Genomic DNA, 22,933 nt, shown 5'->3' with positions numbered 1-22,933 from the left:
CTCCTCAGCGCGCCAGAACGAATTTGAAGACCCGGCGCAGTTCCGCCGCCGGATCGGCCGCCAGCGCTTCGGAGCGCCAGGCAAGGTGGTGGTCGGGACGCACGACCAGGCAGCCGGCGTCGCGGATTTCGCGTGCGCGCGCCCAGTCGCCGGTATGGTCCTCGATCGCGCGGCGCGGGCCGATTACATGGGTGCGGATCGGCAGGCCGAGTTCCGCGGAGACCGTCTCCGCAGCAGCGACCCACGCCTCGCCGCCAATGCCGGTCAGCAGCGTGAACTCGCCATGTCCGCAGAGGTCGAGTGTCGAGACCTTCCGGCCCGAGCGTTCGAAGACCCAGACATGCGGCAGGCGCGCGCCGGGCCAGGTCGTGGGCGCATAGTGCAGCTCGCGATCCTTCTCGAAAGCCGGCTCGCGCTGGCCGTCGGTCACCACGGCGCCCGACGCATAGCGCTGGTTCATCTCGACGCCATGGGCGTCGAACTCGTATTTCTTGAAGGCGATGGCCTTGCGCAGCGCCTCGCGCTGCGCCTCGGCGGCAGGCGTGGCGTCGGCGCGGGCCTCCATGTTCCTCTGGATCTTGTCGTGATCCACGCCGCCATCCATGCCGAGCGCCTCGAAGATCGGGCCGAATTCGGCGATCGACTGGTTCGCGCGCGTCACGATCTGGCGCGCGATCGGTGCTCGCTCGGCCGAGTAGCTGTCCAGCAGCCCGATCCCCGCCTGCCCCTTGACGACCTTGGCGAGTTTCCAGGCGAGGTTGAACCCGTCCTGGATCGACGTGTTGGAGCCAAGCCCGTTCGAGGGCGGATGCCGATGCGCGGCATCGCCCATGATGAACACCCGCCCCTTCTGCATGTGCGTGGCGAAGCAGTTGTTCACGGTCCAAGTGTTGGCGCCCAGGAGTTCGATCTCGAGCTCGGGATCTCCGACCAGCTGGCGCGCGACGCCGGTGGCCAGTTCCGGTGTCACATCGGGCGGCGGCTGGTTGATGTCGTAGCCCCAGACGATGAGCCACTCGTTCCACGGCCGCACCATGCGGACGAGACCCATGCCGATCCCGCCGACATCGGCACCAGGCTGCATGACCCAGTAGAGGACGCTCGGCCGGTGAGCGACGTATTTCGAAAGATCGGCCCGGAACAGGATGTTCATCGACCCGCCGACGCCCATCTTGCCTTCGAACGGCAGGCCCAGATGCTCGGCCACCAGCGAGTTGCCGCCATCGGCGCCGACGAGGAATTTCGACCGCACGGTGAAATCCTTGCCCGACAGCCTGTCGCGGCAGGTCGTGGTGACGCCGTCGGGATCCTGGACATGGCTGACATATTCGGTGCTCATGCGCGCCTGCGTGCCGCGCGCGCACGCCGTCTTGAACAGGATCGGCTCCATGAAGGTCTGGGGCAGATCGTTCATGAAGGACGGCGACGATTGCAGATGTTCGGCCTTGGAGAGCGGGTCGGTGCCCCAGCTTTTCATCCGGCCAAGCTCTTCGCCGGCCAGGCTTTCGCAGAACACGTTCTCGCCCATCAGTTCCTGCGGCGAGGCGTGCATCACGGCCTCGGCCTCGACCTCCGGCCCGAGGTCGCGCAGCACCTCCATGGTGCGCTGGTTGGTGATGTGGGCGCGCGGCGTATTCGACAGCCAGCGGTAGCGGTTCACGACCATGTTGGCCACGCCGGAGCTGGCGAGAAGCGCCGCGGTGGCCGAGCCGGCCGGGCCCGTGCCCACGACCAGCACGTCGGTTTCGATATCCGCCATCAATTTCCTCCCTCGATCTTCGGACCGGCCAGCCTGCGGCGGACCGGAAACAGGTGCAGGCCGGTGCGGGCCGAGATCAGCCCCCACAGCCCCTTCGGTGCGAACAGCATCACCGCGATGGCGGCGAGGCCGAGTGTCATCAGGTACCAGCTGCCGTAGTCGGCCAGCGCCGAACGCAGCGCGAAGAACACCAGCACCCCGACGATGGGTCCCTCGATGGTGCCGATGCCGCCGATGACGACGATGAAGATGACGTAGGCCGTCCAGTCGGTGACGGCGAAGGCCGCCTCCGGCGAGATGCGGGCCGTCTGCACGAAGATCAGCGCGCCGGTCAGTCCGGTGGCGGCCGCGGCGATCAGGAACACCGCCCATTTGAGCCGCCCGACATCGACGCCGACCGCCTGGGCCGCCTCGACATTGTCGCGCACGGCCGCAAGCGCCAGCCCGAGGCGACTGCGCAGCAGCCAGTAGATGCAGCCGGTGACGACCACGACCAGCGCCAGCGCCAGCCAATAGGCGAGAATGTCGCGCGCGGCCGCCTCGCGCACGCCGAACAGCGCCCGGATCGCGTCCGTGCCCATGATGTTGCTCGTCGCCTCGCGTGGCAGCGAGGTGCCGGTGCCGCCGCCGAGCGCCTTCCATTGCGCGATCAGCAGCCGCGTCACCTCGGCAATCACCCAGGTGCCGATGGCGAAATAGGCGCCCTGCAGGCGGAAGGCGAAGAAGGCCGTGGGAACGGCGAGCGCCAGCGCCGCAAGGCCGCCCAAAAGGATCGCGGCAACCGGGTTCCAGCCCAGCAGGATCACGCCGGCGAACATCGCATAGGCGCCGATGCCGACGAAGGCCTGCTGGCCTACCGAGACCAGACCGCCATAGCCCGCCAGCAGGTTCCAGATCTGCGCCAGCGTCAGCATGGTGAGGATGAAGAACAGGTCCTGTATGACACCGCGCGGGGTCACGGCGGGCAAGGCGAGCCCGGCCAAGACGAGAACGAGCACGGCGATCTCCGTGGCGGTTCCGGCGCGGGTGCGGGTTGTCAGCCGATACATGCCGCCCTCAATCCACTGCGCGCGGGAACAGGCCCCGCGGCTTGAGCAGCATCACGACGAGAAAGGCGATGTGGCCCGCCAGGATCTGCCACTCCGGATTCACCGCCGCGCCGGCCGTCTGGGCCACGCCGATGATGATCCCGCCCGCCAGCGTTCCCCACAGGCTGCCGAGGCCGCCGATGATGACCGCCTCGAAGGCATAGATCAGCCGCGCCGGCCCGATCGACGGATCGAAGTTCGCCCGCATGCCGAGATAGAGCGCCGCCAGCGTCACCACGACCATCGCGATACCGGTGGCGATGGCGAAGACCCGCTTCGGCTCGATCCCCATCAGGCCCGCCGTCACGGCGTCGTCCGAGGTGGCGCGGAAGGCACGACCGAGGGCGGTGTGATAGAAGAGCCCGTTCAAGGCCATGATGGCAAGGATCGCCGACGCAAAGGTCATCAGCGGCATCACCCCCACCGTGACCAGCCCGAGATCGAGCGAGGCCCCCTCCAATGCGCCTGCCGGAATGCGCCGGCTGTCGGCGGAAAAGGCCTCGAGCAGCCCATTTTGCACGGCAACCGACAGGCCGAACGTGACGAGGAGCGGCGGCAGGATATCCTTGCCCAGCACCCGGTTCAGCACCGCGGCCTGCAGCAGCCAGCCAAGCGCGAACATCACCGGCATGGCGATGAGCGCGGCGACCCAGGGCGACAGGCCGAGCAGCGTCACGCCCGTCAGCACCAGATAGGCGGCAAAGACGATCAGGTCGCCATGGGCGAGGTTCACCAGCCGCATGATGCCGAAGACGAGGCTCAGCCCCGCCGCGAACAGCGCATAGAGCCCGCCCAGCAGCATTCCCTGCACGAGGGTGTCCAGCCACATCATCGCCGCGCCCCCGTCATCAGGCGGCGGGAAAATTGCTGGGGCACGCGGAGCTGCCTCGTCATGCCGCGACCCCGAAATAGGCGGAATGGATTTCTTCGCGCGTGACCTCGGCCGCCTTGGCGACCAACGTGACGCGGCCCTCCATCATGCAATAGACGCGGTCGGCCACCGCCAATGCCTTGCCGATGTCCTGCTCCACAAGCACGATCGCGGCGCCGCCTTCGCGGACCTTGGGAAGCGCTGCGTAGATGTCGCGGATGACGACGGGGGCGAGGCCGAGGCTGATCTCGTCGCACAGCAGCAATTCAGGATTGGACATCAGCGCCCGGCCGATCGCGACCATCTGCTGCTGGCCGCCCGAGAGCGCCGTGCCGGGGTTTTTGCGCCGCTCGCGCAGGATCGGGAAGAGGTCGTAGACCGCCTCGAGGCTCCACGGCCCCGGCGCCTTGCGCGCCTGCCCGCCGATCAGCAGGTTTTCCTCGACGCTCAGCGAGGCAAAGAGCCGGCGCCCTTCCGGCACCATGGCGATGCCGCGCTTCATGATCTCGGCCGAGGACAGCGCGCCGATGGGCTCGCCCCGGTGCAGAACCATGGCGGCCTCGTTACGGATCACGCCGGTGATCGAGCGCATCAGCGTGGATTTGCCGGCGCCATTGGCGCCGATGATCGCCACGCATTCGCCCGCCGCGACAGTGATATCCACGCCGAACAGCGCCCGGAACTGGCCGTAATTCGCGGTGAGGGCGCGCGTCTCCAGCAGCATCAGACCTCGAGCCCCAGATAGATTTCGCGAACCTGCTGCGAGGCCATGATCGCGTCCGGCGCGCCGATGCCGATCACGCGCCCGAAATCCAGCACGAGAAGCCGCTCGACCACCGACGTCAGAGCATGCAGCACATGCTCGATCCAGATGATCGTGGTTCCCTTGGCGTGGATGGCCTTGATCGTCGCGACCAGCGCCTTGCATTCGCCCTCGGTCAGCCCGCCCGCGATCTCGTCCAGAAGCAGCAGTTCGGGTCCCGTCGCCAGGGCGCGGGCGAGCTCCAGGCGCTTGCGGTCGAGAAGGCTCAGCGATCCGGCGAGGACATTGGCCTTCCTGAGAAGTTCGGTCTCTTCGAGGATGCGAGCGCAATCGTCGACCATCTCGGCTTCGCGGCCGCCCCGCCCGAACGCGGCGGCGGTCAAGAGGTTCTCGAACACGCTCAGCCCCTCGAAAGGCTGCGGGATCTGGAAGCTGCGGCCGACACCCATGCGCACCCGATCCATGGCCGGGGCGCGGGTCACGTCGCGGCCGAGCAATTCGATACGGCCCTCATCCGCGAGCAGATTGCCGGTGATCAGGTTGAAGAGCGTCGACTTCCCCGCCCCGTTCGGGCCGATGATGCCCAACGCCTCGCCGCGCGGAACCGTGACGGTCACGCCATCGGTCACCTTCAAGGCCCCGAAGGACTTCGAGACGTTTTCCAGCCTGAGTATCATCGCTGTCATCCTCGGGTCGCGCCGAACGGGGGCGGCGGCATTCGCCGCCCCCGTTCGGCGTCAGGCCAGGGCTTCCATCTTGCCTGCGGTGGGGATTTCGGAGGCGGTGGCGTTTTCGACGATCACCAGATCGAAGCCGCCGCCTGCCTTCTTGCGCCACTGGCCGCCGACGAGCGGCGTCTTGCAGACGTTCTTGGCGGCGAAAGGCGGCAGCCCCGCACCGCTCCAGGCCACCTTGCCGACCACGGTCGTCATGTCGGTGGCCGCTATCGCCGCCGCGATCGCCTCGGCACTCGTCGGATCCGAGACGCGACCCATGACATTGGCGGCCACCTCGAACAGCGAATGGACAAAGCCGATCGGCTGGGTCCACGGACGCCCGGTCTTGGCGGTGAAATCCGCCGCGAGGTCCGCCGAACCCTGGCCCGTCACCGACGACTTGAACGGATGCGAGGCCGACCACCAGACTTCGGACGAGAGGTTGTGGCCGGCGTCGCCGAGCGTCTCGACCGATTGCGGGAAGAGGATCGCCTTGGCCACCGTCACCGCCTTGGGCTTGAAGCCTTGCTGGCGGGCCTGGTTCCAGAAGGTGGTGAAGTCGGGCGGGATGACAACGCCGGTGACGATCTCGGCATTCGCCGCCTTGAAGGCGTTGACCTGCGCCGTGAAATCGTCCGAGAGGTTCTGATAGCGGCCCGGATCGCTGAGACCGAAACCGGCGGCATCGAGGCCGGGCTTCAGCCCGTTCTTCGGATCGCCCCAGGCATTGCCGTCGGCGTCGTTGGGGAACAGCCCGCCCACCTTGCCGTTGGTGGAAAGCTGCTTCCACATGCCGGTGTAGACGGCAATGATGTCTTCGAGGCCCCAGAAATAATGATAGGCGAACTTGAAGGGCTTCCACGACGATGGATCGGCCGGATTGCCCTGTTGGCCAATGAACCAGGGTTGCCACGGCGCCATGGTCGAGATGACCGGCACGCCCTCCGCCTCGCAGGTGGTGGCGACCGGGTTGGTGTTCTCGGGCGTCGAGCCGACCAGCATCAGGTTGATCTCGTCGTCGACGATCAGGCTCTTGGCCACTTCGGCCGCGCGATTGGGGTTCGACTGGCTGTCCTTGACGATGACGTCGAAATTCTTGCCCGCCTCGGACGCGAGGAAGGCCTTGATGTTGTAGGCATCGCTTTCGGCGAAGCCGGCGAGCGGCCCCGTCTGCGGCGAAACATAGCCCAGGCGAATCTTGGCGCCCTGCGCGATCGCCGGCGTCGCCAGCCGAGAACCGGCAAGCGCAAGACCTGTCGCCGCCGACGCTTTCAGTAAGCTCCGTCTCGTAATCATCTGCTCTTCCTCCCTCTTGCCTCTTGTCAGCCCCCCGGACGGCGTCCCTCAAACGCCGCCTGGAGGAGTTCCCTTATCGACCCCAAATCGATTGGCCTCGGATTCGCATAGGCGTTCTTCACCGCGATCGCCGCCGCGCGGTCGAGATCGGTTTCCTCGATGCCGATCTCCTTCAAGCTCAGCGGAGAGCCGACGGAACGCGCGAAATCCCAGAGCCCGCCGCCCGCCGAGCCGCCGCCGAAGGCTTCGGCCATCGGCCGCAGCAGATCGGGAACCGCCGCTTCGTTGAAGGCGGTCGTGTAGGGCAGCAGGATGGCGTGGGTTTCGGCATGCGGCGTGTCGAACGAGCCGCCGAAGACATGCGCCAGCTTGTGATGCAGCGCCATCGAGACATAGCCGAGCGCGGTCGAGCAGCACCAGGCCGCATAGAGCGCTTGCGTGCGCGCCGCGCGATCCTGCGGATCGGCGATCAGCCGCGGAATGCCGTCCCGGAACGCAGCCATGGCATCCCTGCACATCAGCACGATCACCGGGTTGCGGTCGGGGGCGTAGAAGGCCTCCATGGCGTGGGCGATCGCGTTCATCGCCGAGGTTACGGTGAGACCGACCGGAAGGCTCAGTGTCAGATCGACGTCGTAGATCACCGTCTCTGGACGGATGTCCGGCAAGCGGCGGGTGGTCTTCTCGCCGGCCGCCGTCTCGCCCAGGATGTCGGTCATTTCCGAGCCGGCATAGGTGGTCGGGATCACCACCTGATCGGCGCCGGTGCGCACGGCGATGGCCTTGCCAAGCCCGGTGGTCGAGCCGCCGCCGAGGCTGACGACCGCCGTGGCGCCGCTGGCGCGGAAGGCGTCGACGGCCTTTTCCGTGACCTCGACGGGGGTATGCATGACCGCGCCGGCAAAGACCCCGGCGGCGAGGCCGCCAAGGCTTTGAGCCAGCTTTTGCGCATCGGCCTTCTGATGCGGCGTCGACAGCACCAGCGCCTTGTCATGGCCCAGCCGCCGCACCTCCTCCTCCGCGCGGGCCATGGTGCCGGCACCGAAGATCACCCGCGTCGTCAGCCCGGGAAAGGTGAAACTGTCCATCATCGCGCTGCTCCCATGCGTGCACCCCGGCCGGCCTCGAGGTCGGCGATGATGGTGCCCAGCATTGCAATCTCGGCATCCGAAACCTCATGGCTCCGGCCGGGAAACAGATCGGCCCGCAGGCTCGCGCCACCGCGGCCCAGCGACTGCGCCGTATCGGCAAAGGCCGAAACCGGAATCCAGGGATCGGAGTCGCTGCCGGAAAGATAGACCGGCACGCCGGCCGGCACGGCTTCGGAGCGCCCGTCCGCTGGCACACCGACGCGGCAGCCCGTGAAGGCCGCAAGCGCGTCCGGCGGCGGCAGCCCGGCGCAGAGATATTCGATCGACAGGCACGCCCCTTGCGAGAAGCCCGCCAGAAGCAGCGGCAGTCCGGGCAATTCTGCCCGTGCCGCCACCACGGCGGCCGCCAGGTGGTCGAGCGCGTCGGAAAGGTGCGCGCGGGCGACTGGCGTCAACGGGTCGACGGCGCGCGCCTCCCACCACACGCCGAGTGGCGCGCGCGGCAGGATGAATGCCACGGCCGGCGCGGAAAGTCGCGACAGCACATGCGACTGCATCTCCTCCGGCGATTGGCCGCGGCCGTGGACGAAGACGCAGATCGCCTTCGCTTCCGCGCCCTTTGGCCCGAGCCGAAGTGGACCGCTGCCTGAACTCACGCGAAATCCGCCTGTTCCAGACCGGCCTGCAATTCGCCCTCGCGGTCCTTGAACCACGGCGGGAAGACCAGCGTCTTGCCGATCTGGCCCGGGGGTTCGTCCTTGGCCCAGCCTTCCGGCGTGGTCCAGGCAAGCTCGAACAGCGCGCCGCCTGGCGAGCGGACATAGCAGGACTTGAAATAGTTGCGGTCCTTCTGCTCCGAGATATCGGTGAAGCCGAGGCCTTCGATATGGGCGCGCAACTTCAACTGGTTCTCTTCGTCGCCCGTGTTGAGTGCGAGGTGGTGGATCGTCCCGCCCGCCAGCGTCCAGGTGCCCTGCGCGCTGTCGCGATCGACGATCACCTCGACCCGCTGATTGACGCCTGTCGCGTCCGGAACGCGGAACACGAGCCCCTCGTGATTGTCGGCCTCCTTCTCCAGCGGCAATGCGATGGTCAGGAAGTCGTCCATCGCGGTGCGATCCATCACCGCCACGACGGCGCCGTATATGCCCTTGATGCCGTGGGCCTTGCCGATGCCTTGCGCCTCGTTGGTGATGGGCGCGCGCGGATCGCTGTCGCTTTCCACCAGCTCATGCGAGATGCCGCAGGGATGCGCGAAAGCCACGCGGTCGGCGCCAAAGCGGGTGAGCTTGGTGGCCTTGATGCCGCGCGCATTCAGCCGGTCCACCCAGAAATCCGCGGCCCCCTTGGGGATGGATTGCATGATGGTGCGCGACTGGTTGGTGCCGCGGCGGCCATAGACGCCCGGCTTGCGGAACGGGAAGGTGGTGATGATCGTCGAGGCATCGCCGTCGGGCGAGCCGTAATAGAGGTGATAGACGGGGATGACGCCGTCGAACAGGACGGTGCGCTTCACCGAATGCAGGCCGAGCGCCTTGGTATAGAAATCAAAATCTTCCTGAGCACCATCAGTCGACAGCGTCAGATGGTGGTAGCCGCTGACACGGGCCATCGGTCATCTCCTCCCAGAGGTTTCGGTTTCGCCCGGCCGCTGCGGGCAGAGCACGAGATTGAGGTCGAGCGCGTGCTTCCGCTTTCCTCCATGGGGCGGCAGCGCGCGGAACTCGGCCATGAGTTCGGGTTTGACCCCGAAAATGGCATCCCGGCCGATCGCGGCGTCCGACCGGTCGAAAATGTGGGTCGTCAACGTTTCGAAGCCCGGTGCCGAAACGCGAAAATGGATGTGGGCCGGTCGCTCGAGGCCAAGACCGAGCGCGGACATCAATTGACCGACCGGGCCGTCCGCCGGCAGCGTGTAACCCTTCGGCTTCACCGTCATGAAACGGAACCGCCCCTGCGGATCGGCACGGAAGCGTCCGCGCAGGTTGAATTCCGGTTGCCTGTCCGGCTCCTGGTTCTCGTAGAGGCCCTCGGCATTGGCCTGCCAGATCTCGACCATGGCATCGCCGATCCCCGCGCCGCCGAGCGCCACGATCCGTCCCGTAACCTCCAGTGGCTCGCCCTTGTGGTCGCGCGAGATGTTCCCGCCGAGCGGCATCTCCGGCACGTCGGCCCGGTAGAAAGGTCCGGCCAGGGTGTTGGGGGTTGCCCCGGCGGGGCGTGGACTGTTTTGATCCTCGATCAGCGACGAGACGCCCAGCACATCGGCGAACAGCACCCATTCCTGGCGCCGCGCATCGGCGTAATGGCCGACCTCGGTCAGGAAATCGATCGCCAGCCGGAATTCCTCGCCGGAGGGTCGCAACTCCACGATCAGCGCGTGCAGACCGTCGACCGCGGCCTGTGCCGCCGCCGCCAGGCGGGACTGGCCCATTGCCGCCAGGCGCCGCGCGAATTCTTCGGCCTGCGTCGAGATCGCCTTGGGGAAGTCATCCCTCTGGGGGTCGTGCTGGCCGTCCATTTCGCCGGGGCCTCCCTTCCCCTTGCCAAACGGGATAACACGGCCCGACACGATGCTTGATGAGATGTGATGGCCCTTGTATAGCGTTTTGCTATGAAGCTGAACGAGCGCCACTTGATGCAGCTCGCCGCGGTGCTGGATGCTGGCGGCGTGTCGGAAGGAGCCGCCATGCTGGGCCTGACCCAGCCCGCGGTCAGCCGATCGCTGGCCATGCTGGAGGCGCGCGTCGGCGAGCCGCTCTTCCTCAAGGGCCGTCGGCCGCTGCAGCCGACACCGCTCGGCTTCCAGCTGGCTGCGCAGGGCCGCACGATCATCACGGCCTCGCGCAAGGCGTCGGATGCGGTGCAGGGCTTCATGAAAGGCACCAAGGGTGTCGTCCGCGTCGGCGGCGTGCCTTTCTTCATGGATGCGATGATCAGCCGGATGATCGGGGAATTCCAGAAGCTCGAACCCGAGGTCACCGTCCAGCAAAGCTATATGAATCTTCCCGAGATGGTCGCGGCGCTGGAGAGCAACCAGATCGACCTCGGGATCGTGCCGATCGGCGTGCTCGACCTCGGACCCGGCTTCGAATTCACTGAGATCCTGCCCGGACGCAATGTCGTGGCTTGCCGGCCGGACCATCCGCTGCTGCGCAACCGCCGCCTCAGGGCGCATGACTTGACCAGCTTTCCCTGGGTAGCCCCCCTGCCCGGCTCGCCGTTGATGTCGGACCTGCAGATGATCCTGATGAGCATCGGCATGTCGGACTTGAACGTGCGCTATTCCGGTGGCTCGCTGATGAGCGTGATCAACTTCCTCGCCGAAACCGATGCACTGGCCGTGCTGCCGTTTTCCGTGGTCTTCGCGCAGCGCAAGGAGAACCGGGTGACGGTGCTCCCTTATGAAATCCCCCAGCCCAGCCGCTCGCTCGGCATCCTGCGCCGGGTTGGCGGGCCGCGCTCTCCGGCGGCGGAGCGCTTCGCGGGACACGTCACGACCGCTTTCGAGAATCTGAAGCACATCATCAAGCGGCACGAGAATGCCGTTGTCTGGGGCCGCTAGCAATTCCCGGAAAAGCGGTTTTCCGTCAGGAAATTGCGTCAAAACAAGGAGTTAGATCGGTTCGCCGTTTCCATGTACGGTGAACCGATCTAGCGGGCTCGACTGTCCGCCCTCGGCCTCACCGAGCGCGAAGGCGGACTGATATCACGATTGCGGCGGGAGTGCCGCGCAAACGCCAGGGATCCAACGGCAGTTAGCCGCCGGCACGGGCCGCAGAAATGCGACGCGAAGCCGGAGCATTCCTATGTCACGCTTGACTTGCTCATATTTTTCATAATAAATCATACATAATAATCGTAAAAAAGACGACGCACCTGGGAGCATCCATGAAAATTACGGCCATCAAGGCGCTCGTCTGCAATGCGGAAATGCGCAACTGGGTTTTCGTTCTGGTCGAAACCGATGAGCCCGGTCTGTTTGGCTGGGGCGAGGCAACGCTGGAATGGAAGACGCGCGCCGTCGTTGGCGCGCTTCAGGATCTTGAGGCACTGCTCATCGGGCAGGATCCGCGCAATGTGGAGCAATGCTACCAGATCCTGACGCGCCACGGTTTCTGGCGTCTCGGCGTCGAGGGAATGTCGGCCGTCAGCGGAATCGAGATCGCGCTCTGGGACATTCTGGGCAAGTCGCTGGGCGTCCCGGTCTGGCGGCTTCTCGGCGGCCAGGTCCGCGACTATCTGCGCACCTACACGCATCTTGGCCTGGGCGACATGAAGGCGGTCTATGAGAGCGGGTCGGCGGACACGATCGTCGAGCGCGGACGCATCGTCACGCAGGCCGGCTACGACGCGGTCAAGGTCGTCTGCATTCCCTACACCCACTATGTCTCACCGGCCAAGGCGGTCGACTCCGTCGCCAACATGGTTGGCGCGCTGCGCGAGGCCGTCGGTCCCGATATCGACATCATGGTCGACTTTCACGGACGCCCGGCCTCCGTCAACGCGGCGATGGACTATCTCAAGGCGATCGAACCGGCCCGCATCATGTTCGCCGAAGAGCCCGTGCCGCCTGAAGACGTCGCCGGCCTGGCGCATATCACGGCGCGATCGGCGATCCCCATCGCGTCCGGCGAGCGGCTGATCGGGCGCCGCGAGTTCACGCAATCGATCGCGGCGCGCGCGTTCAACATTGCCCAGCCCGATATCTGCCATACTGGCGGTCTGCTCGAGACCAAGAAGATCGCCGCTCTGGCCGAAACCGCCGGCATCGGTCTTGCGCCGCACAACCCGCTCGGCCCGATCGCCGGCGTCGCGGCGCTTCACTTCGGCATATCGACGCCGAACGTCATCATCCAGGAAGAGATGTCGGGCGCGGTCGCCTGGTACGACGACGTCGTCACCTGGCCGATCGATCGCAAACCCGGCCGCTGGGACGTGCCCGACCTGCCGGGCCTCGGCGTCACCGTGAATGAAGACGTCATCGCGCGCCACCCCTTCAAGCAGGAAGTGCTGCATGCCCGTAACGCCGTCATGCCCGACGGCACCGTGGTCGATTGGTGAGCGCCATGACAGGCAGGCTTCAGGGAAAGATCGCAATCGTCACCGGCGCCGGCCAGGGCATTGGCGCCGCCACCGCCTGGGCCTTTGCGATGCAGGGGGCAAAGACCGTGATTGCCGAGCTCAATGCGGCAACCGGCAAGGCGATCGCCGACGAATTGCGTGCCAGGGGCGCCGACGCCCTTTTCGTCGAAACCGATGTCACCGACACGGCGGCAGTGGCCGACATGGTGGCCAAGACGATCGCGGCCTATGGCAGCGTAAACGTGCTCGTCAACAATGCCGGCGCCAACGTCTTTTACGAACCCTTGTCGATGCCGGACGAGGAATGGGACCGCTGTCTCAGGCTCGACCTCCAGGCCGCGTGGTTCTGCGCCAGGGCGGTGTTGCCGACGATGCTGGCGAACGGTTCGGGGTCGATCGTCAACATAGCCAGCTGCCACGCCTTCAAGATCATTCCCCACACATTTCCCTATCCGGTCGCCAAGCATGCGCTCGTCGGCCTGACCCGCTCGCTCGCCATCGAATACGCGGCGCGCGGCATCCGCGTGAATGCGATCGCCCCAGGCTACATCGAGACGCCGATCGCGGAAGCCTATTGGAACACGTTTCCAGACCCGGCCGAGGAGAAGCGGCGGGCCTACGACCTTCATCCGCCCAAGCGCATTGGCCAGCCGGACGAAGTTGCAATGACGGCGGTTTTCCTCGCTTCGGACGAAGCGCCGTTCATCAATGCCGAGACGATCACCATCGATGGTGGACGCTCGGTTCTCTACCACGACTGACAACCAAGCAGGGAGGATCCACATGAAAACGACGACAAAGGCTCTGGCAACATTGGCGCTACTGGCTGCCGGACTGATGGCTGGCGCGGCAAGCGCCGACGACATCAAGATCGGCTACATCAACAAGATGGGCGAGCATCCATGGTTCGTCGCCGAAGTCGGCGGCGCCAAGAAAGCGGCCGAGGCGGCCGGCGCCACCTTCGTGTCGCAAGACGTCCAGTTCGACTCCAATCTGACGATCACCACCTTCGACACGATGGTCGGCGACGGGGTGAAGGGCATCGCCATCGTGGTTCCCGACAAGGCGCTGGGACCGGTCATCGCCGAGAAGGCCAAGGCGGCGAAGATCCCCCTGGTGGCGGTCGATGACGATATCTACTATCAGGACGGCACCCAGGTCCCCTATGTCGGCATGAATGCCTACAATATCGGTGCGCGGGTGGGCGAAGAACTGGCCAAGCTCTACAAGGCCGACGGCTGGGCCGGCAAGGAGGTGCGCATCGCCTCGATCGAGGACCGCAAGGCCGACACCTGCATGCAGCGCAACAAGGGTGCGGAAGAAGCGTTCCTGAAGGCGGTGCCCGATTTCAAGCCGGCGAACATCCTTCGCGTCCCCTATGACAACACGATGGTCAACGCCATCGACGTCATGACCACCACATTGACTGCCAATCCCGGCGTCACCAACTGGATCTTCTATTCCTGCAACGATGACGGCGTGCTGGGTGCGGCGCGAGCGCTGGAAAACGCCGGCTATGCCGCGGACCAGGGCATGGGCATCGGCATTGACGGCAGCCGCGCCTGCGAAGCCTTCGGATCAGGAAAGCCTTCGGCATTCCGTGGTACGATGTGGCTCAATTCGGCAAACCATGGCGCGCTGGCGGTGAAGATCCTGCTGGCCTCGATCAAGGACGGAACGAAGCTGCCCGTTCAGTCCTTCACCGACCCGGAATACATCACCGCCGGCAATTTTGCATCGGACTACAAGGCCAAGCTCTGCCACTGAACCGGACCTGCGTCATGCGCCCCCAGGGCGCATGACGCTTTCCAGTCGGCAGGTTCGCTGGCCGCCATGCCACCGGACACGGATCGATCCTTGGGAGTGAGCCTTGACGCAACCGGAATTCTTCTCGCTCGACGGCATATCGAAACGCTTTGGCGTCGTGCAGGCGCTCGACAACGTCTCGATCGCTTTCCGGCCAGGCGAGGTGCTCGCTCTGGTCGGCGAGAACGGGGCCGGCAAATCGACGATGATGCGCATTCTCGAGGGCGTCTTCGGGCCTGACAGCGGCACCGTGCGGCACGGCGCGACGCCGATCGTTTTCGGCGAACCGCGCGACAGCCACCGGGCCGGGATACGCGTCATCCATCAGGAGCCGGAGATCGTGCCGAACCTGACGGTGGCCGAGAACATTTTCGTCGGCGAATTGCCGCGCCTGGCAGGCGTCCTGCTCGACTGGCGCAAGCTGGAGGAGCAGACCGACCGGGTGCTTGCGACCTTCGGCATGCAGCACGACATGCGGCCACGCCAACTCTGCGGCACGCTCGGCCCGGCGCAGCGCCAGATGATCGAGATCATGCGCGCCATTCGTGCCGGCGGCCGGCTGATCGCCTTCGACGAGCCGACCTCGTCACTGACCGGTGATGAAGCGCGTCGCCTGTTTTCCGTCATCCGCCGGCTGCGCGAGAAGGGCACGTCGATCATCTACATCTCGCACCGGCTGAACGAGATCATCGACCTTGCCGACCGCATTGTCGTTTTGCGCGACGGCAGGCTGGTCGACGATTCGCCGGCGGCCGGCGCTAGCGAGCAGACCATCGCCAGGCTCATGGTCGGCCGCAACATCGCCGATCTGTTCACCCGCGAGACCTGGCGGTCCGGGGAGCAATTGCTTGACGTGGCGGGATTGACCACCGACCGCGTCAGCGATGTCAGCCTCAGGGTCCGTCGCGGTGAAGTGCTCGGCATCGCCGGTCTCATGGGCGCGGGCCGCTCAGAACTGGCAAAGGCGATTGTCGGCTATGACCGGCGCATCGCCGGCACCATAGCCATGAACGGCGTGCCCGTTGTCCCCAACAGTCCGCATGCGGCGATCGTCGCGGGCATCGGTTTTGCTCCCGAGGACCGCAAGCACGAGGCGTTGCTCCTGTTCAGAAGCATTCTCGACAACGCTTCGCTTTGTGTGCCCGACAAGACGTCGAGCTTCGGCTTCTTCAACCGGCGCAAGGCGCTGGAGATTGTCTCGCCGCTGGCAGCCAAGATGTCGATCAAGGCACCCAACCTCGACGAGCAGGTTTCGAAACTGTCGGGCGGCAATCAGCAGAAGGTCGTTCTGGCGCGCTGGCTTGCCCGGCAGCCGATGCTGCTCATCCTCGACGAACCGACGCGCGGCATCGATATCGGCGCCAAGGCGGAAATCTATCGGCTGATCGATGAACTCGCGGCAAGTGGCATTGGTATCATCCTGATTTCCTCGGAAATGCCGGAACTGATCGGTCTCGCCGACAGGGTTCTTGTCATGGCGGGCGGCCGGATCACGGCAGAACTTGCTCGCCCCGACATCGACGAGGCGACGATCCTCAAACACGCAATGCCGCAATCCGCACCAGCGCCCGGAGACCACATTCAATGAACAGCCTCGAGCTTCGCGCATCGAAAGCGCAGACCGACGCCAGGGGCGCGTCCACGCGCCTTGTGGAGCGCCTTGGCGTTCACAACATCAGCCTTCTGGTGGCGCTTGCCATTCTCATCATCATCTTCGGCTCGTTGCGCGGCGACGTGTTCTTCTCCAGCCGGAACCTGCTCAACATCGGCCTTGGCGTCACCATTCTCGGCGTGCTGGCGATGAGCCAGACCGTGGTCATCGTCGCCGGCGGTCTCGATATCGCCGTCGGCGCCACTGTCGGCCTGACCACAGTCTCGACGGCAATGGCCATCCAGGCGACCGGATCGCCGGCGGCCGGCATTGTTGCCGGCCTGGTGCTTGGTGGTCTTGCCGGTCTCGTCAACGGCATCATCATCACCTACGGGCGGGTCAACGCGGTCATTGCCACGCTTGGCACCATGGCGATCTTTCGCGGCATCGCCTTCATCATGTCCGACGGCCAGTCGATCGCCATCTTCAGCGACACGTTCCGGTTCATCGGCATTGGACGCATCCTCGGCCTGCCGCTGCTGGTCTGGATTCTGGTGCTGACCGCGATCGCATTCCACCTCTTCCTCGCGCGGTCGATCGTCGGCCGCAACATCTATGCGCTCGGCGGCAATCCCGTTGTCGCCCGCTTCTCCGGCATCAACATCAATCGCTACCGCGTCGGCATCTACATCATGAGTGGCGTTGCCGCCGGGTTGGCCGGGATCCTGCTGGCTGCCCGTACCGGTTCGGGTCAGCCCGTATCCGGATCCCAGGGCCTGGAACTCGAGGCTATCACCGCGGCCGTGCTGGGCGGCTGTGCCTTGCAGGGCGGCAAGGGCACGATTGTCGGCGCGCTGCTCGGCGTCGCCATCATTGGCGTCCTCAACAACGGAATGATACTGACGTCCGTTCCAACCTTCTATCAATTGCTTGCAAAAGGCTCACTGCTGATCCTTGCTGTGGTCATTGCCGAGTACCACTTGAACAGGACATGACGATGGACGCGGCGACTGCTGCAATCGATCAAGGCAAGCAGGACCTTCCTGCCGGGGATGGCGCCACCTCGTCCCTGAAGGATCGCATCGCACGCGATCTCGGACAGCGCATTCTCGCCGGCACCTACGCGCAGCACGCGGTCCTGCCGACGGAGGCTGAACTGTGCGTCATCTACGGCGCCAGCCGCACGGCGCTTCGCGATGCGCTGCTGACACTTTCGGCCAAGGGGCTGATCGAGGCGCGCAAGCGGGCTGGCACGCGTGTGCGCGCGTCGAGCGAATGGAACAGGCTTGACGCGCAGGTCCTCGAATGGATGCGCGATATCGAGCCCGATCTCGATTTCGTCCGCGGCCTGATCGAGGCGCGGCTGGTCATCGAGCCGGCTGCCGCCCAGCTTGCGGCCAGGATGGCGACCTCGGCCGATCTCGCGGTGATCGAAGCCGCATATGAGGCCATGCGCATCGCGCCGGAGGACGACCTCGCGGCCTGTCTCGATGCCGATGTCCGCTTTCATACCGCCATCCTGCGCGCCAGCCGCAACCCGGTTTTCGCCAATCTCGGCAATATGCTGGCAGCCGCACTCAGCTTCTCGTTCCGACTGACCACATCGGCCACCGCCAACTATCAGCAGACACTCAGCGCCCATGGCGATGTGCTGGAGGCAATCCGCATGCGCAGGGTCGACGAGGCTCACGACCAGATGAAAGCGCTGATCGGCATCGCCTCGAACGACCTTCTCGCTGTCGCCCGCAAGGGCCACCACCAACAGTCGGTCCCCACCGCCAGTGCCGATCCCATCTGAGTTTGATGATCCGCACCATCGAGATTCGAAATGGCGACCTGTCCGCCGAAATCGTTCCGTCGCTTGGCGGCGGTGTGGCGCGGCTCGACCGTGGCCGCGCGCCGCTGTTCAGGCCGTGGCCTGACGGCGGCAGCACGAACCCAATCGACTTGCGATCGCGACGGGAACCGCTATGAGCGTGTTGCACTTTAGGTAACGGCGCCTTGGCATGGCAGCTCTGAGTCTTTGGACTTGCCATTTCGGCCAAGTTCAGTAATTGCGCCAGTTGACCACCCGGCAGGGCAGCCGGAAGATACAACGAGGGCTTGAACAACTTGGTCGATCTCAACACCCACACTGCGGATGCTGCGCGCGATCGGAACTCCCCGCGAGTCGTCGCGGTTCTTACAACACGGAACGAAGAACGGTTCGTCGCCGGATGTCTTGAGAACCTCTTTCGTCAAGGCGTACAGGTCTACATTTGCGACAATCAGTCGACGGACCGAACGCTTGAGATTGCGCTACGCTACCGCGGGGCCGGATTGATAGGATCCGAAAGCTTCCCGCATAACGGCTTGTATTGCTGGGAGCAGCTTCTTCGTCGCAAAGAGGAACTATTTCAGTCGCTCGAGGCTGACTGGTTCATGCATCTTGACGCTGACGAGATTCACCTTCCGCCTGCTTCGTACTCATCGTTGGTCTCCGCAATTGCGGCAGCCGACGCACTCGGTTTCAATGCGATCGAGGCTTCCGAATTCACGTTCATTCCCACCAGGGAAGCCCCCGATCACGACAATCCCGATTATCAACAAACGCTTCGCACCTATTACCCGTTCCGGCCGACCTCCCCACACTGCGTCCGTGCGTACAAGAAACAGGACGGCCCCATGGAGATCGCGTGGTCAGGCGGCCATCGCGTACGCTTCAGGGGTCCGGTGAGGCTCTCCCCCGTGCGTTTTCGCATGAAGCATTATCTGTTCCTGAGCGCAGAGCACGCCGCGCGCAAATATGGTGGCCGCCGCTTCCGGAGCGAGGAGGTCAACGGTCTTGGTTGGCACGGATGGCGACCCCGCTTGCGACCAGGCGATATCCAACTGCCGAACACCACCCAGGTGCGCACCACCACGACGGACGATGATCTGGACGAGGCCAATCCATGGTTGGCCCACTGGCTTGAGCGGTACGCCTCATGAGCGATGTACACCTCCCCCGCATCCTGGCGATCGCGGACCGACCCGGCTGGGCGATCGATAGAAAGACCCAGAATCTTCAGCGCGTGCTGGCAAGAAGGTTCGAGATCGTCGAACGATTTCAACATGATGTGACTGAGTCCGACGTGAACGCGGCGGACATCGTGCTCATCTTCTATTGGCTCCAATTCGCGAAACTGGCCCTCCCGGAATCGGTCTTCGCCCGGCGGTCTGACAGGCTGGTCATCGGGATCTGCAGCCACAGAGAACTGGAGGGCGAGTTCCGCGAGCCCGGGCTCGCTACCCTGCAGCGGTTGGCGCGCGCTGTCTTTGTCAACAATCGGAAGCTCGAGCACGAATACGCTCCTCTGCTGCGTATTCCGGTCCACTACACGCCCAACGGAGTCGACACGACATTCTTTTGCCCCCCGCCAGAGCCGCAACCCCGTACTGGCGAGCTCCGCGTCGGATGGGCGGGAAGTCTCGGCAACCATGGTCCAACACATCGCGGCTTCCACGACGTCATCGAGCCCGCAGCCGCTGCGGTGCCGGGCGTGCGACTGCTGACTGCGATTCGGGAGCAACGCTGGCGTAGCGCTGACGAGATGCTCGACTTCTACCGGGATCTCGACGTTTATGTCTGCGCCAGTCGCAGCGAAGGCGCTCCCAATCCTTGCTTGGAGGCGGCCGCGTGCGGTGTCCCGTTGGTGACGACCCGTGTGGGAACCATGCCCGAACTGGTTCGGGATGGCGACAACGGGCTGTTCTTCGACGGAACCGCGGAAGGGCTCGCGAACAAGCTCGCCCTGTTGCGGGACACGCCATCGCTCGGGCCGCGGATGGCCGCCCGCATGCTCGAGACCATCCGAGAGTGGGATTGGGGTGTGCTGGCGGAGAACTACGCGCACATGTTTACCTCGTTACTGCAGGCGGAGCAGTCGGGCCTGTGAGCCGTGCCTGACCTTTGGCGAGAGCCGCATCGGGGATGACGCAGGCTTGCGGCCGCACGACTACGGTCAGAGCTGCCGTTCAGACAGCTTTCGACATCGACAGAGTGAAAAAAGCTGCTGCCCGCCCGGTCCATGGTCGTGCAGAAATCGTCGATCGGCTCACCAGCCTGTGGCGCGCGCCCCCTTGGCCGGCCGTCGAACCAGGGTCATTGTGCGGCGAGTAAGCATTCACTAGTCTTCCGGCCGGGTCGAGGATCGCACGCATGACGCCGAAACTGAACCGCTGGAAGCGCTTCGCCGACTGGGACGAGCGGCCGTTGCGCCTGGACAGGTTCGCGGCGGAAGACCCCGCCAACGGCTTCTCCGCCTTCTCCAGTCCGGCCGATCCAAAACCAGGCATCGGCATCAAGGACGGGCGCGTCGTGTCCCTCGATGGGGTGCTCGAACACGACTACGACATGATCGACCGCTTCATCGCCCGCCATCACATCGATCCGGAGGTGGCGCCTGAAGCGATGGCGCTGGACTCGGCGACCGTCGCACGCTGGCTGGTCGACATGAACGTGCCGCGCGAAACGCTGGTGCGGCTCGCCCATGGCATGACACCCGCCAAACTCGCCGAAGTGGTGTCGCAGCTCAACGCGCTGGAGATCGCCTTCGCCTACTCGAAGATGCGGGCCCGCAAGACGCCGGGCAACCAGGCGCACGTCACCAACGCCAAGGACGACCCGCTCCAGCTCGCCGCCGATGCGGCGACCGCCGTTGCCTTTGGCTTCGACGAGATCGAGACGACGATGCGCGTGTCGCGCAACGCCTGGTCCAACGCGGTGGCGTGCGCTGTGGGCGGCGCCGTCGGTCGCTGGGGAACGCTGTTCCAATGCTCCAGCGAGGAAGCCGAAGAGCTGCGCATCGCCATGGCCGGCTTCACCTCCTACGCCGAAACCGTTTCCGTCTACGGCACTGAAAAGTCGTTCACCGATGGCGATGACACGCCGTGGTCCAAGGGATTCCTGGCCGCCGCCTACGCCTCGCGCGGCGTCAAGATGCGCTGCACGTCGGGTGCCGGCTCCGAGTTGCTGATGGGCTTCCACGAAGCCAAATCGCTGCTCTACCTGGAAGCGCGCTGCCTCTGCCTGCAGCGCGGCATGGGGGTGCAAGGCACGCAAAATGGCGGTATCGACGGAGCGCCGTTGACCGCCACCATACCCGGCGGTGTCCGCGAACTGATGGCCGAGAACCTTATCGCCGTCTGGCTCGATCTCGAATGCGCCTCGGGCAATGACGCGCGCTCGACCGAATCGGAAATTCGCGTCGGCGCCAAGATCCTTCCCTACCTGATTGCCGGCTCGGACCTGATCTGCTCCGGGATGGGATCGATCCTGAAATACGACAATTCGTTCAACCCGTCGCTGATCAACGGCGAGGAGCTGGAAGACTATCTGGTGCTGCAGCGCGATTTCGAGGCCGATGGCGGGCTGACGCCGCTGCCCGAGTCGCGCGCGATCGAGCTGCGTGAGCGAGCGGTGGAAGCGATCTCCGCCGTGTTCGAGGAACTCGGCCTGACGACGCCGACCGAGGACATGAAGAGCAGCGTGGTCTACGCTTCCGGTTCCGACGATACGCGCAGCCTGATGCCGCGCGACGTCAGCTTTATCAGCGAGGCCATCAAGGAGCGCGGCATCACCGTGATCGACGTGGTCAAGGCGCTGGCCAAGCGTGGGTTCCGCGAAGAGGCGGAGAACCTCCTCGACGTGGTCAAGCTGCGCCTTTCCGGTGACTATCTCCAGACATCGGCGATGATCCGCAACGGGCGGATCGTCAGTGCGGTCAACGATCCAAACGACTATCTCGGCCCGGGTTCCGGCTACCGCGTGTCCGAAGAACGGCGCCTGCAGCTCAACGACATCCGCGATGTGCTGGACCAGAAGGAAGTGTTGCGCTCGGAAGCCCTGCACGAGAAGGACGAGGCAAGGCACATCCGCTATCGCAACCTTGGGCCGGCGGCCAACGGATCGGCGAAGGACGATGTGGTCATCGGCATCAGCCCGGCCTTCGGGCTGAAGCTTTACCGGACGACGGCCGGACATCGGCTCTCCGAGGTGCTCGGCGCCATGCTCGATGCGATCCGCGCGCGCGGGCTCAAGGCGCGCGTCGTCCGCTTCCGCCATACGGCCGATACCTCCTTCCTCGGCCTGTCCGCCGCCCGGCTTGCCGGCAGCGGCATCGGCATCGGCATCCAGGCCAAGGGCACGGCCGTCATCCATCAGCGTGACCGCCAGCCGCACAACAATCTGGAACTGTTTTCCAATGCGCCGATCACCCGGCTCGAACACTATCGCGCGCTCGGCGCCAACGCGGCGGCCTATGCGTTGGGCGAAATGCCGGAGCCTATCGTGGTGCCGCAGCGCGGCGAGGCCATGGGGTCACGCCACCATGCCCGCGTCGCCCTCATCTACGCCATCGAAACCGGGCTGACCGAGGCGGGTGCTGCTCCCGAAGAGGTCGACATCACCCTGACGGGAGCGAAATCGTGACCCATACGCGCGCCGACTATCCGCTTGCCGAAACCCAGCCCGGCGCCGTCACCGGCAAGCACGGCAAGGCGCTTCCGGAGATAACGCTGGATGCGGTGCTCGCCGGCCACGTGACGATGGAAGACCTTCGCATCACGCCGCAAGCGCTGCAGGCTCAGGCCGATGTGGCGCGCGATGTCGGCCGGCCGACTCTCGCCCTCAACTTCGAGCGCGGGGCGGAGCTTGTCGAGGTGCCGCAGGATTTCATCATGCAGGTCTACGAACTGCTGCGTCCCGGCCGCGCCAAGTCCAAGGAAGAATTGCTCGAGGCCGCCGCCACGATGCGCGATACCTACCAGGCCGAACGCATTGCCCGTTTCATCGAAGAAGCCGCCGAGACCTATGCGGCGCGCGGCCTTTTCACATTCCGCTTCTGA

At 65.2% G+C, this 22,933-nt stretch carries 22 protein-coding genes; 12 read left to right on the top strand and 10 right to left on the bottom strand.

What is annotated here, in order from left to right; all coding sequences use genetic code 11:
- Nucleotides 1-4 precede the first annotated feature (4 nt).
- From QQK95_RS00245 to QQK95_RS00200, 10 genes are read right to left on the bottom strand one after another with little or no spacing between them, the layout of a single operon-like run.
- Complete coding sequence (locus QQK95_RS00245) at nt 5-1,759, bottom strand: FAD-dependent oxidoreductase (protein ID WP_284267568.1); 1,755 nt, start codon at nt 1,757-1,759, stop codon at nt 5-7.
- Complete coding sequence (locus QQK95_RS00240) at nt 1,759-2,808, bottom strand: branched-chain amino acid ABC transporter permease (RefSeq protein ID WP_284267567.1); 1,050 nt, start codon at nt 2,806-2,808, stop codon at nt 1,759-1,761. The genes QQK95_RS00245 and QQK95_RS00240 overlap by 1 nt, the downstream gene beginning before the upstream one ends.
- 7 nt (nt 2,809-2,815) lie before the next feature.
- Nucleotides 2,816-3,679 (bottom strand): branched-chain amino acid ABC transporter permease, encoded by an 864-nt coding sequence (locus QQK95_RS00235; protein ID WP_284267566.1) that lies wholly within the window; start codon nt 3,677-3,679, stop codon nt 2,816-2,818.
- 58 nt (nt 3,680-3,737) lie between these two features.
- On the bottom strand, nt 3,738-4,445 hold the full coding sequence (locus tag QQK95_RS00230) for an ABC transporter ATP-binding protein (RefSeq protein ID WP_284267603.1): 708 nt from the start codon (nt 4,443-4,445) through the stop codon (nt 3,738-3,740).
- On the bottom strand, nt 4,442-5,158 hold the full coding sequence (locus QQK95_RS00225; RefSeq protein WP_284267565.1) for an ABC transporter ATP-binding protein: 717 nt from the start codon (nt 5,156-5,158) through the stop codon (nt 4,442-4,444). Before QQK95_RS00225 ends, QQK95_RS00230 begins: the two co-directional genes overlap by 4 nt.
- Nucleotides 5,159-5,218: 60 nt before the next feature.
- On the bottom strand, nt 5,219-6,493 hold the full coding sequence (locus QQK95_RS00220) for an ABC transporter substrate-binding protein (RefSeq protein WP_284267564.1): 1,275 nt from the start codon (nt 6,491-6,493) through the stop codon (nt 5,219-5,221).
- A 26-nt stretch (nt 6,494-6,519) separates the two neighbouring features.
- The gene (locus QQK95_RS00215; protein ID WP_284267562.1) at nt 6,520-7,584 is read right to left on the bottom strand and encodes a maleylacetate reductase; all 1,065 of its coding nucleotides are present in this window, start codon (nt 7,582-7,584) and stop codon (nt 6,520-6,522) included.
- The gene (locus QQK95_RS00210; RefSeq protein WP_284267560.1) at nt 7,581-8,240 is read right to left on the bottom strand and encodes an alpha/beta hydrolase; all 660 of its coding nucleotides are present in this window, start codon (nt 8,238-8,240) and stop codon (nt 7,581-7,583) included. The genes QQK95_RS00215 and QQK95_RS00210 overlap by 4 nt, the downstream gene beginning before the upstream one ends.
- Nucleotides 8,237-9,196, bottom strand: coding sequence for a VOC family protein (locus tag QQK95_RS00205; RefSeq protein WP_284267558.1), 960 nt, complete (start codon nt 9,194-9,196; stop codon nt 8,237-8,239). The genes QQK95_RS00210 and QQK95_RS00205 overlap by 4 nt, the downstream gene beginning before the upstream one ends.
- A gap of 3 nt (nt 9,197-9,199) precedes the next feature.
- Nucleotides 9,200-10,105 (bottom strand): dioxygenase family protein, encoded by a 906-nt coding sequence (locus tag QQK95_RS00200; protein ID WP_322415525.1) that lies wholly within the window; start codon nt 10,103-10,105, stop codon nt 9,200-9,202.
- Between the two features lie 93 nt (nt 10,106-10,198).
- Here QQK95_RS00200 and QQK95_RS00195 point away from each other — a divergent pair, with 93 nt between their 5' ends.
- The 12 genes from QQK95_RS00195 to QQK95_RS00140 all read left to right on the top strand — a co-directional run bounded on the left by QQK95_RS00195 (nt 10,199) and on the right by QQK95_RS00140 (nt 22,933).
- Entirely contained in the window at nt 10,199-11,149 is a 951-nt protein-coding gene (locus tag QQK95_RS00195) for a LysR family transcriptional regulator (protein WP_202358460.1), read from the top strand.
- 326 nt (nt 11,150-11,475) lie between these two features.
- Nucleotides 11,476-12,648: a galactonate dehydratase gene (gene dgoD / locus QQK95_RS00190; RefSeq protein ID WP_284267550.1), complete on the top strand. Its 1,173-nt coding sequence runs from the start codon at nt 11,476-11,478 to the stop codon at nt 12,646-12,648.
- A gap of 5 nt (nt 12,649-12,653) precedes the next feature.
- Nucleotides 12,654-13,430, top strand: coding sequence for an SDR family oxidoreductase (locus QQK95_RS00185; RefSeq protein WP_284267548.1), 777 nt, complete (start codon nt 12,654-12,656; stop codon nt 13,428-13,430).
- Between the two features lie 22 nt (nt 13,431-13,452).
- A complete protein-coding gene (locus QQK95_RS00180; RefSeq protein WP_284267547.1) occupies nt 13,453-14,436 on the top strand; it encodes a substrate-binding domain-containing protein in 984 nt (327 codons plus the stop codon).
- 103 nt (nt 14,437-14,539) lie between these two features.
- Entirely contained in the window at nt 14,540-16,063 is a 1,524-nt protein-coding gene (locus QQK95_RS00175) for a sugar ABC transporter ATP-binding protein (protein ID WP_284267546.1), read from the top strand.
- Nucleotides 16,060-17,061, top strand: coding sequence for an ABC transporter permease (locus QQK95_RS00170; RefSeq protein ID WP_123168135.1), 1,002 nt, complete (start codon nt 16,060-16,062; stop codon nt 17,059-17,061). Before QQK95_RS00175 ends, QQK95_RS00170 begins: the two co-directional genes overlap by 4 nt.
- 2 nt (nt 17,062-17,063) lie before the next feature.
- The gene (locus tag QQK95_RS00165) at nt 17,064-17,864 is read left to right on the top strand and encodes a FadR/GntR family transcriptional regulator (protein WP_284267542.1); all 801 of its coding nucleotides are present in this window, start codon (nt 17,064-17,066) and stop codon (nt 17,862-17,864) included.
- 5 nt (nt 17,865-17,869) lie between these two features.
- On the top strand, nt 17,870-18,040 hold the full coding sequence (locus QQK95_RS00160) for a hypothetical protein (RefSeq protein ID WP_284267541.1): 171 nt from the start codon (nt 17,870-17,872) through the stop codon (nt 18,038-18,040).
- A 129-nt stretch (nt 18,041-18,169) separates the two neighbouring features.
- The gene (locus QQK95_RS00155) at nt 18,170-19,036 is read left to right on the top strand and encodes a glycosyltransferase family A protein (protein ID WP_284267539.1); all 867 of its coding nucleotides are present in this window, start codon (nt 18,170-18,172) and stop codon (nt 19,034-19,036) included.
- Nucleotides 19,033-19,983 (top strand): glycosyltransferase family 4 protein, encoded by a 951-nt coding sequence (locus QQK95_RS00150; RefSeq protein WP_284267537.1) that lies wholly within the window; start codon nt 19,033-19,035, stop codon nt 19,981-19,983. Before QQK95_RS00155 ends, QQK95_RS00150 begins: the two co-directional genes overlap by 4 nt.
- 263 nt (nt 19,984-20,246) lie before the next feature.
- Nucleotides 20,247-22,517, top strand: a complete 2,271-nt coding sequence (locus tag QQK95_RS00145; RefSeq protein WP_284267534.1) for a propanediol/glycerol family dehydratase large subunit — start codon at nt 20,247-20,249, stop codon at nt 22,515-22,517.
- Nucleotides 22,514-22,933, top strand: a complete 420-nt coding sequence (locus QQK95_RS00140; RefSeq protein WP_256749179.1) for a diol dehydratase small subunit — start codon at nt 22,514-22,516, stop codon at nt 22,931-22,933. Before QQK95_RS00145 ends, QQK95_RS00140 begins: the two co-directional genes overlap by 4 nt.

The sequence above is a fragment of the Mesorhizobium huakuii genome (assembly GCF_030160235.1).
Classification (GTDB): Bacteria; Pseudomonadota; Alphaproteobacteria; order Rhizobiales; family Rhizobiaceae; genus Mesorhizobium; species Mesorhizobium huakuii.
This window is presented reverse-complemented; position numbering and strand designations above follow the sequence as displayed.

Excerpts from the sequence above, each read along its gene's own strand:
- QQK95_RS00245 (WP_284267568.1), bottom strand. The coding sequence starts at position 1,759 with ATGGCGGATATCGAAACCGACGTGCTGGTCGTGGGCACGGGCCCGGCC.
- QQK95_RS00240 (WP_284267567.1), bottom strand. The coding sequence starts at position 2,808 with ATGTATCGGCTGACAACCCGCACCCGCGCCGGAACCGCCACGGAGATC.
- QQK95_RS00235 (WP_284267566.1), bottom strand. The coding sequence starts at position 3,679 with ATGATGTGGCTGGACACCCTCGTGCAGGGAATGCTGCTGGGCGGGCTC.
- QQK95_RS00225 (WP_284267565.1), bottom strand. The coding sequence starts at position 5,158 with ATGATACTCAGGCTGGAAAACGTCTCGAAGTCCTTCGGGGCCTTGAAG.
- QQK95_RS00220 (WP_284267564.1), bottom strand. The coding sequence starts at position 6,493 with ATGATTACGAGACGGAGCTTACTGAAAGCGTCGGCGGCGACAGGTCTT.
- QQK95_RS00215 (WP_284267562.1), bottom strand. The coding sequence starts at position 7,584 with ATGATGGACAGTTTCACCTTTCCCGGGCTGACGACGCGGGTGATCTTC.
- QQK95_RS00205 (WP_284267558.1), bottom strand. The coding sequence starts at position 9,196 with ATGGCCCGTGTCAGCGGCTACCACCATCTGACGCTGTCGACTGATGGT.
- QQK95_RS00200 (WP_322415525.1), bottom strand. The coding sequence starts at position 10,105 with ATGGACGGCCAGCACGACCCCCAGAGGGATGACTTCCCCAAGGCGATC.
- QQK95_RS00195 (WP_202358460.1), top strand. The coding sequence starts at position 10,199 with ATGAAGCTGAACGAGCGCCACTTGATGCAGCTCGCCGCGGTGCTGGAT.
- dgoD (WP_284267550.1), top strand. The coding sequence starts at position 11,476 with ATGAAAATTACGGCCATCAAGGCGCTCGTCTGCAATGCGGAAATGCGC.
- QQK95_RS00185 (WP_284267548.1), top strand. The coding sequence starts at position 12,654 with ATGACAGGCAGGCTTCAGGGAAAGATCGCAATCGTCACCGGCGCCGGC.
- QQK95_RS00180 (WP_284267547.1), top strand. The coding sequence starts at position 13,453 with ATGAAAACGACGACAAAGGCTCTGGCAACATTGGCGCTACTGGCTGCC.
- QQK95_RS00170 (WP_123168135.1), top strand. The coding sequence starts at position 16,060 with ATGAACAGCCTCGAGCTTCGCGCATCGAAAGCGCAGACCGACGCCAGG.
- QQK95_RS00165 (WP_284267542.1), top strand. The coding sequence starts at position 17,064 with ATGGACGCGGCGACTGCTGCAATCGATCAAGGCAAGCAGGACCTTCCT.
- QQK95_RS00160 (WP_284267541.1), top strand. The coding sequence starts at position 17,870 with ATGATCCGCACCATCGAGATTCGAAATGGCGACCTGTCCGCCGAAATC.
- QQK95_RS00150 (WP_284267537.1), top strand. The coding sequence starts at position 19,033 with ATGAGCGATGTACACCTCCCCCGCATCCTGGCGATCGCGGACCGACCC.
- QQK95_RS00145 (WP_284267534.1), top strand. The coding sequence starts at position 20,247 with ATGACGCCGAAACTGAACCGCTGGAAGCGCTTCGCCGACTGGGACGAG.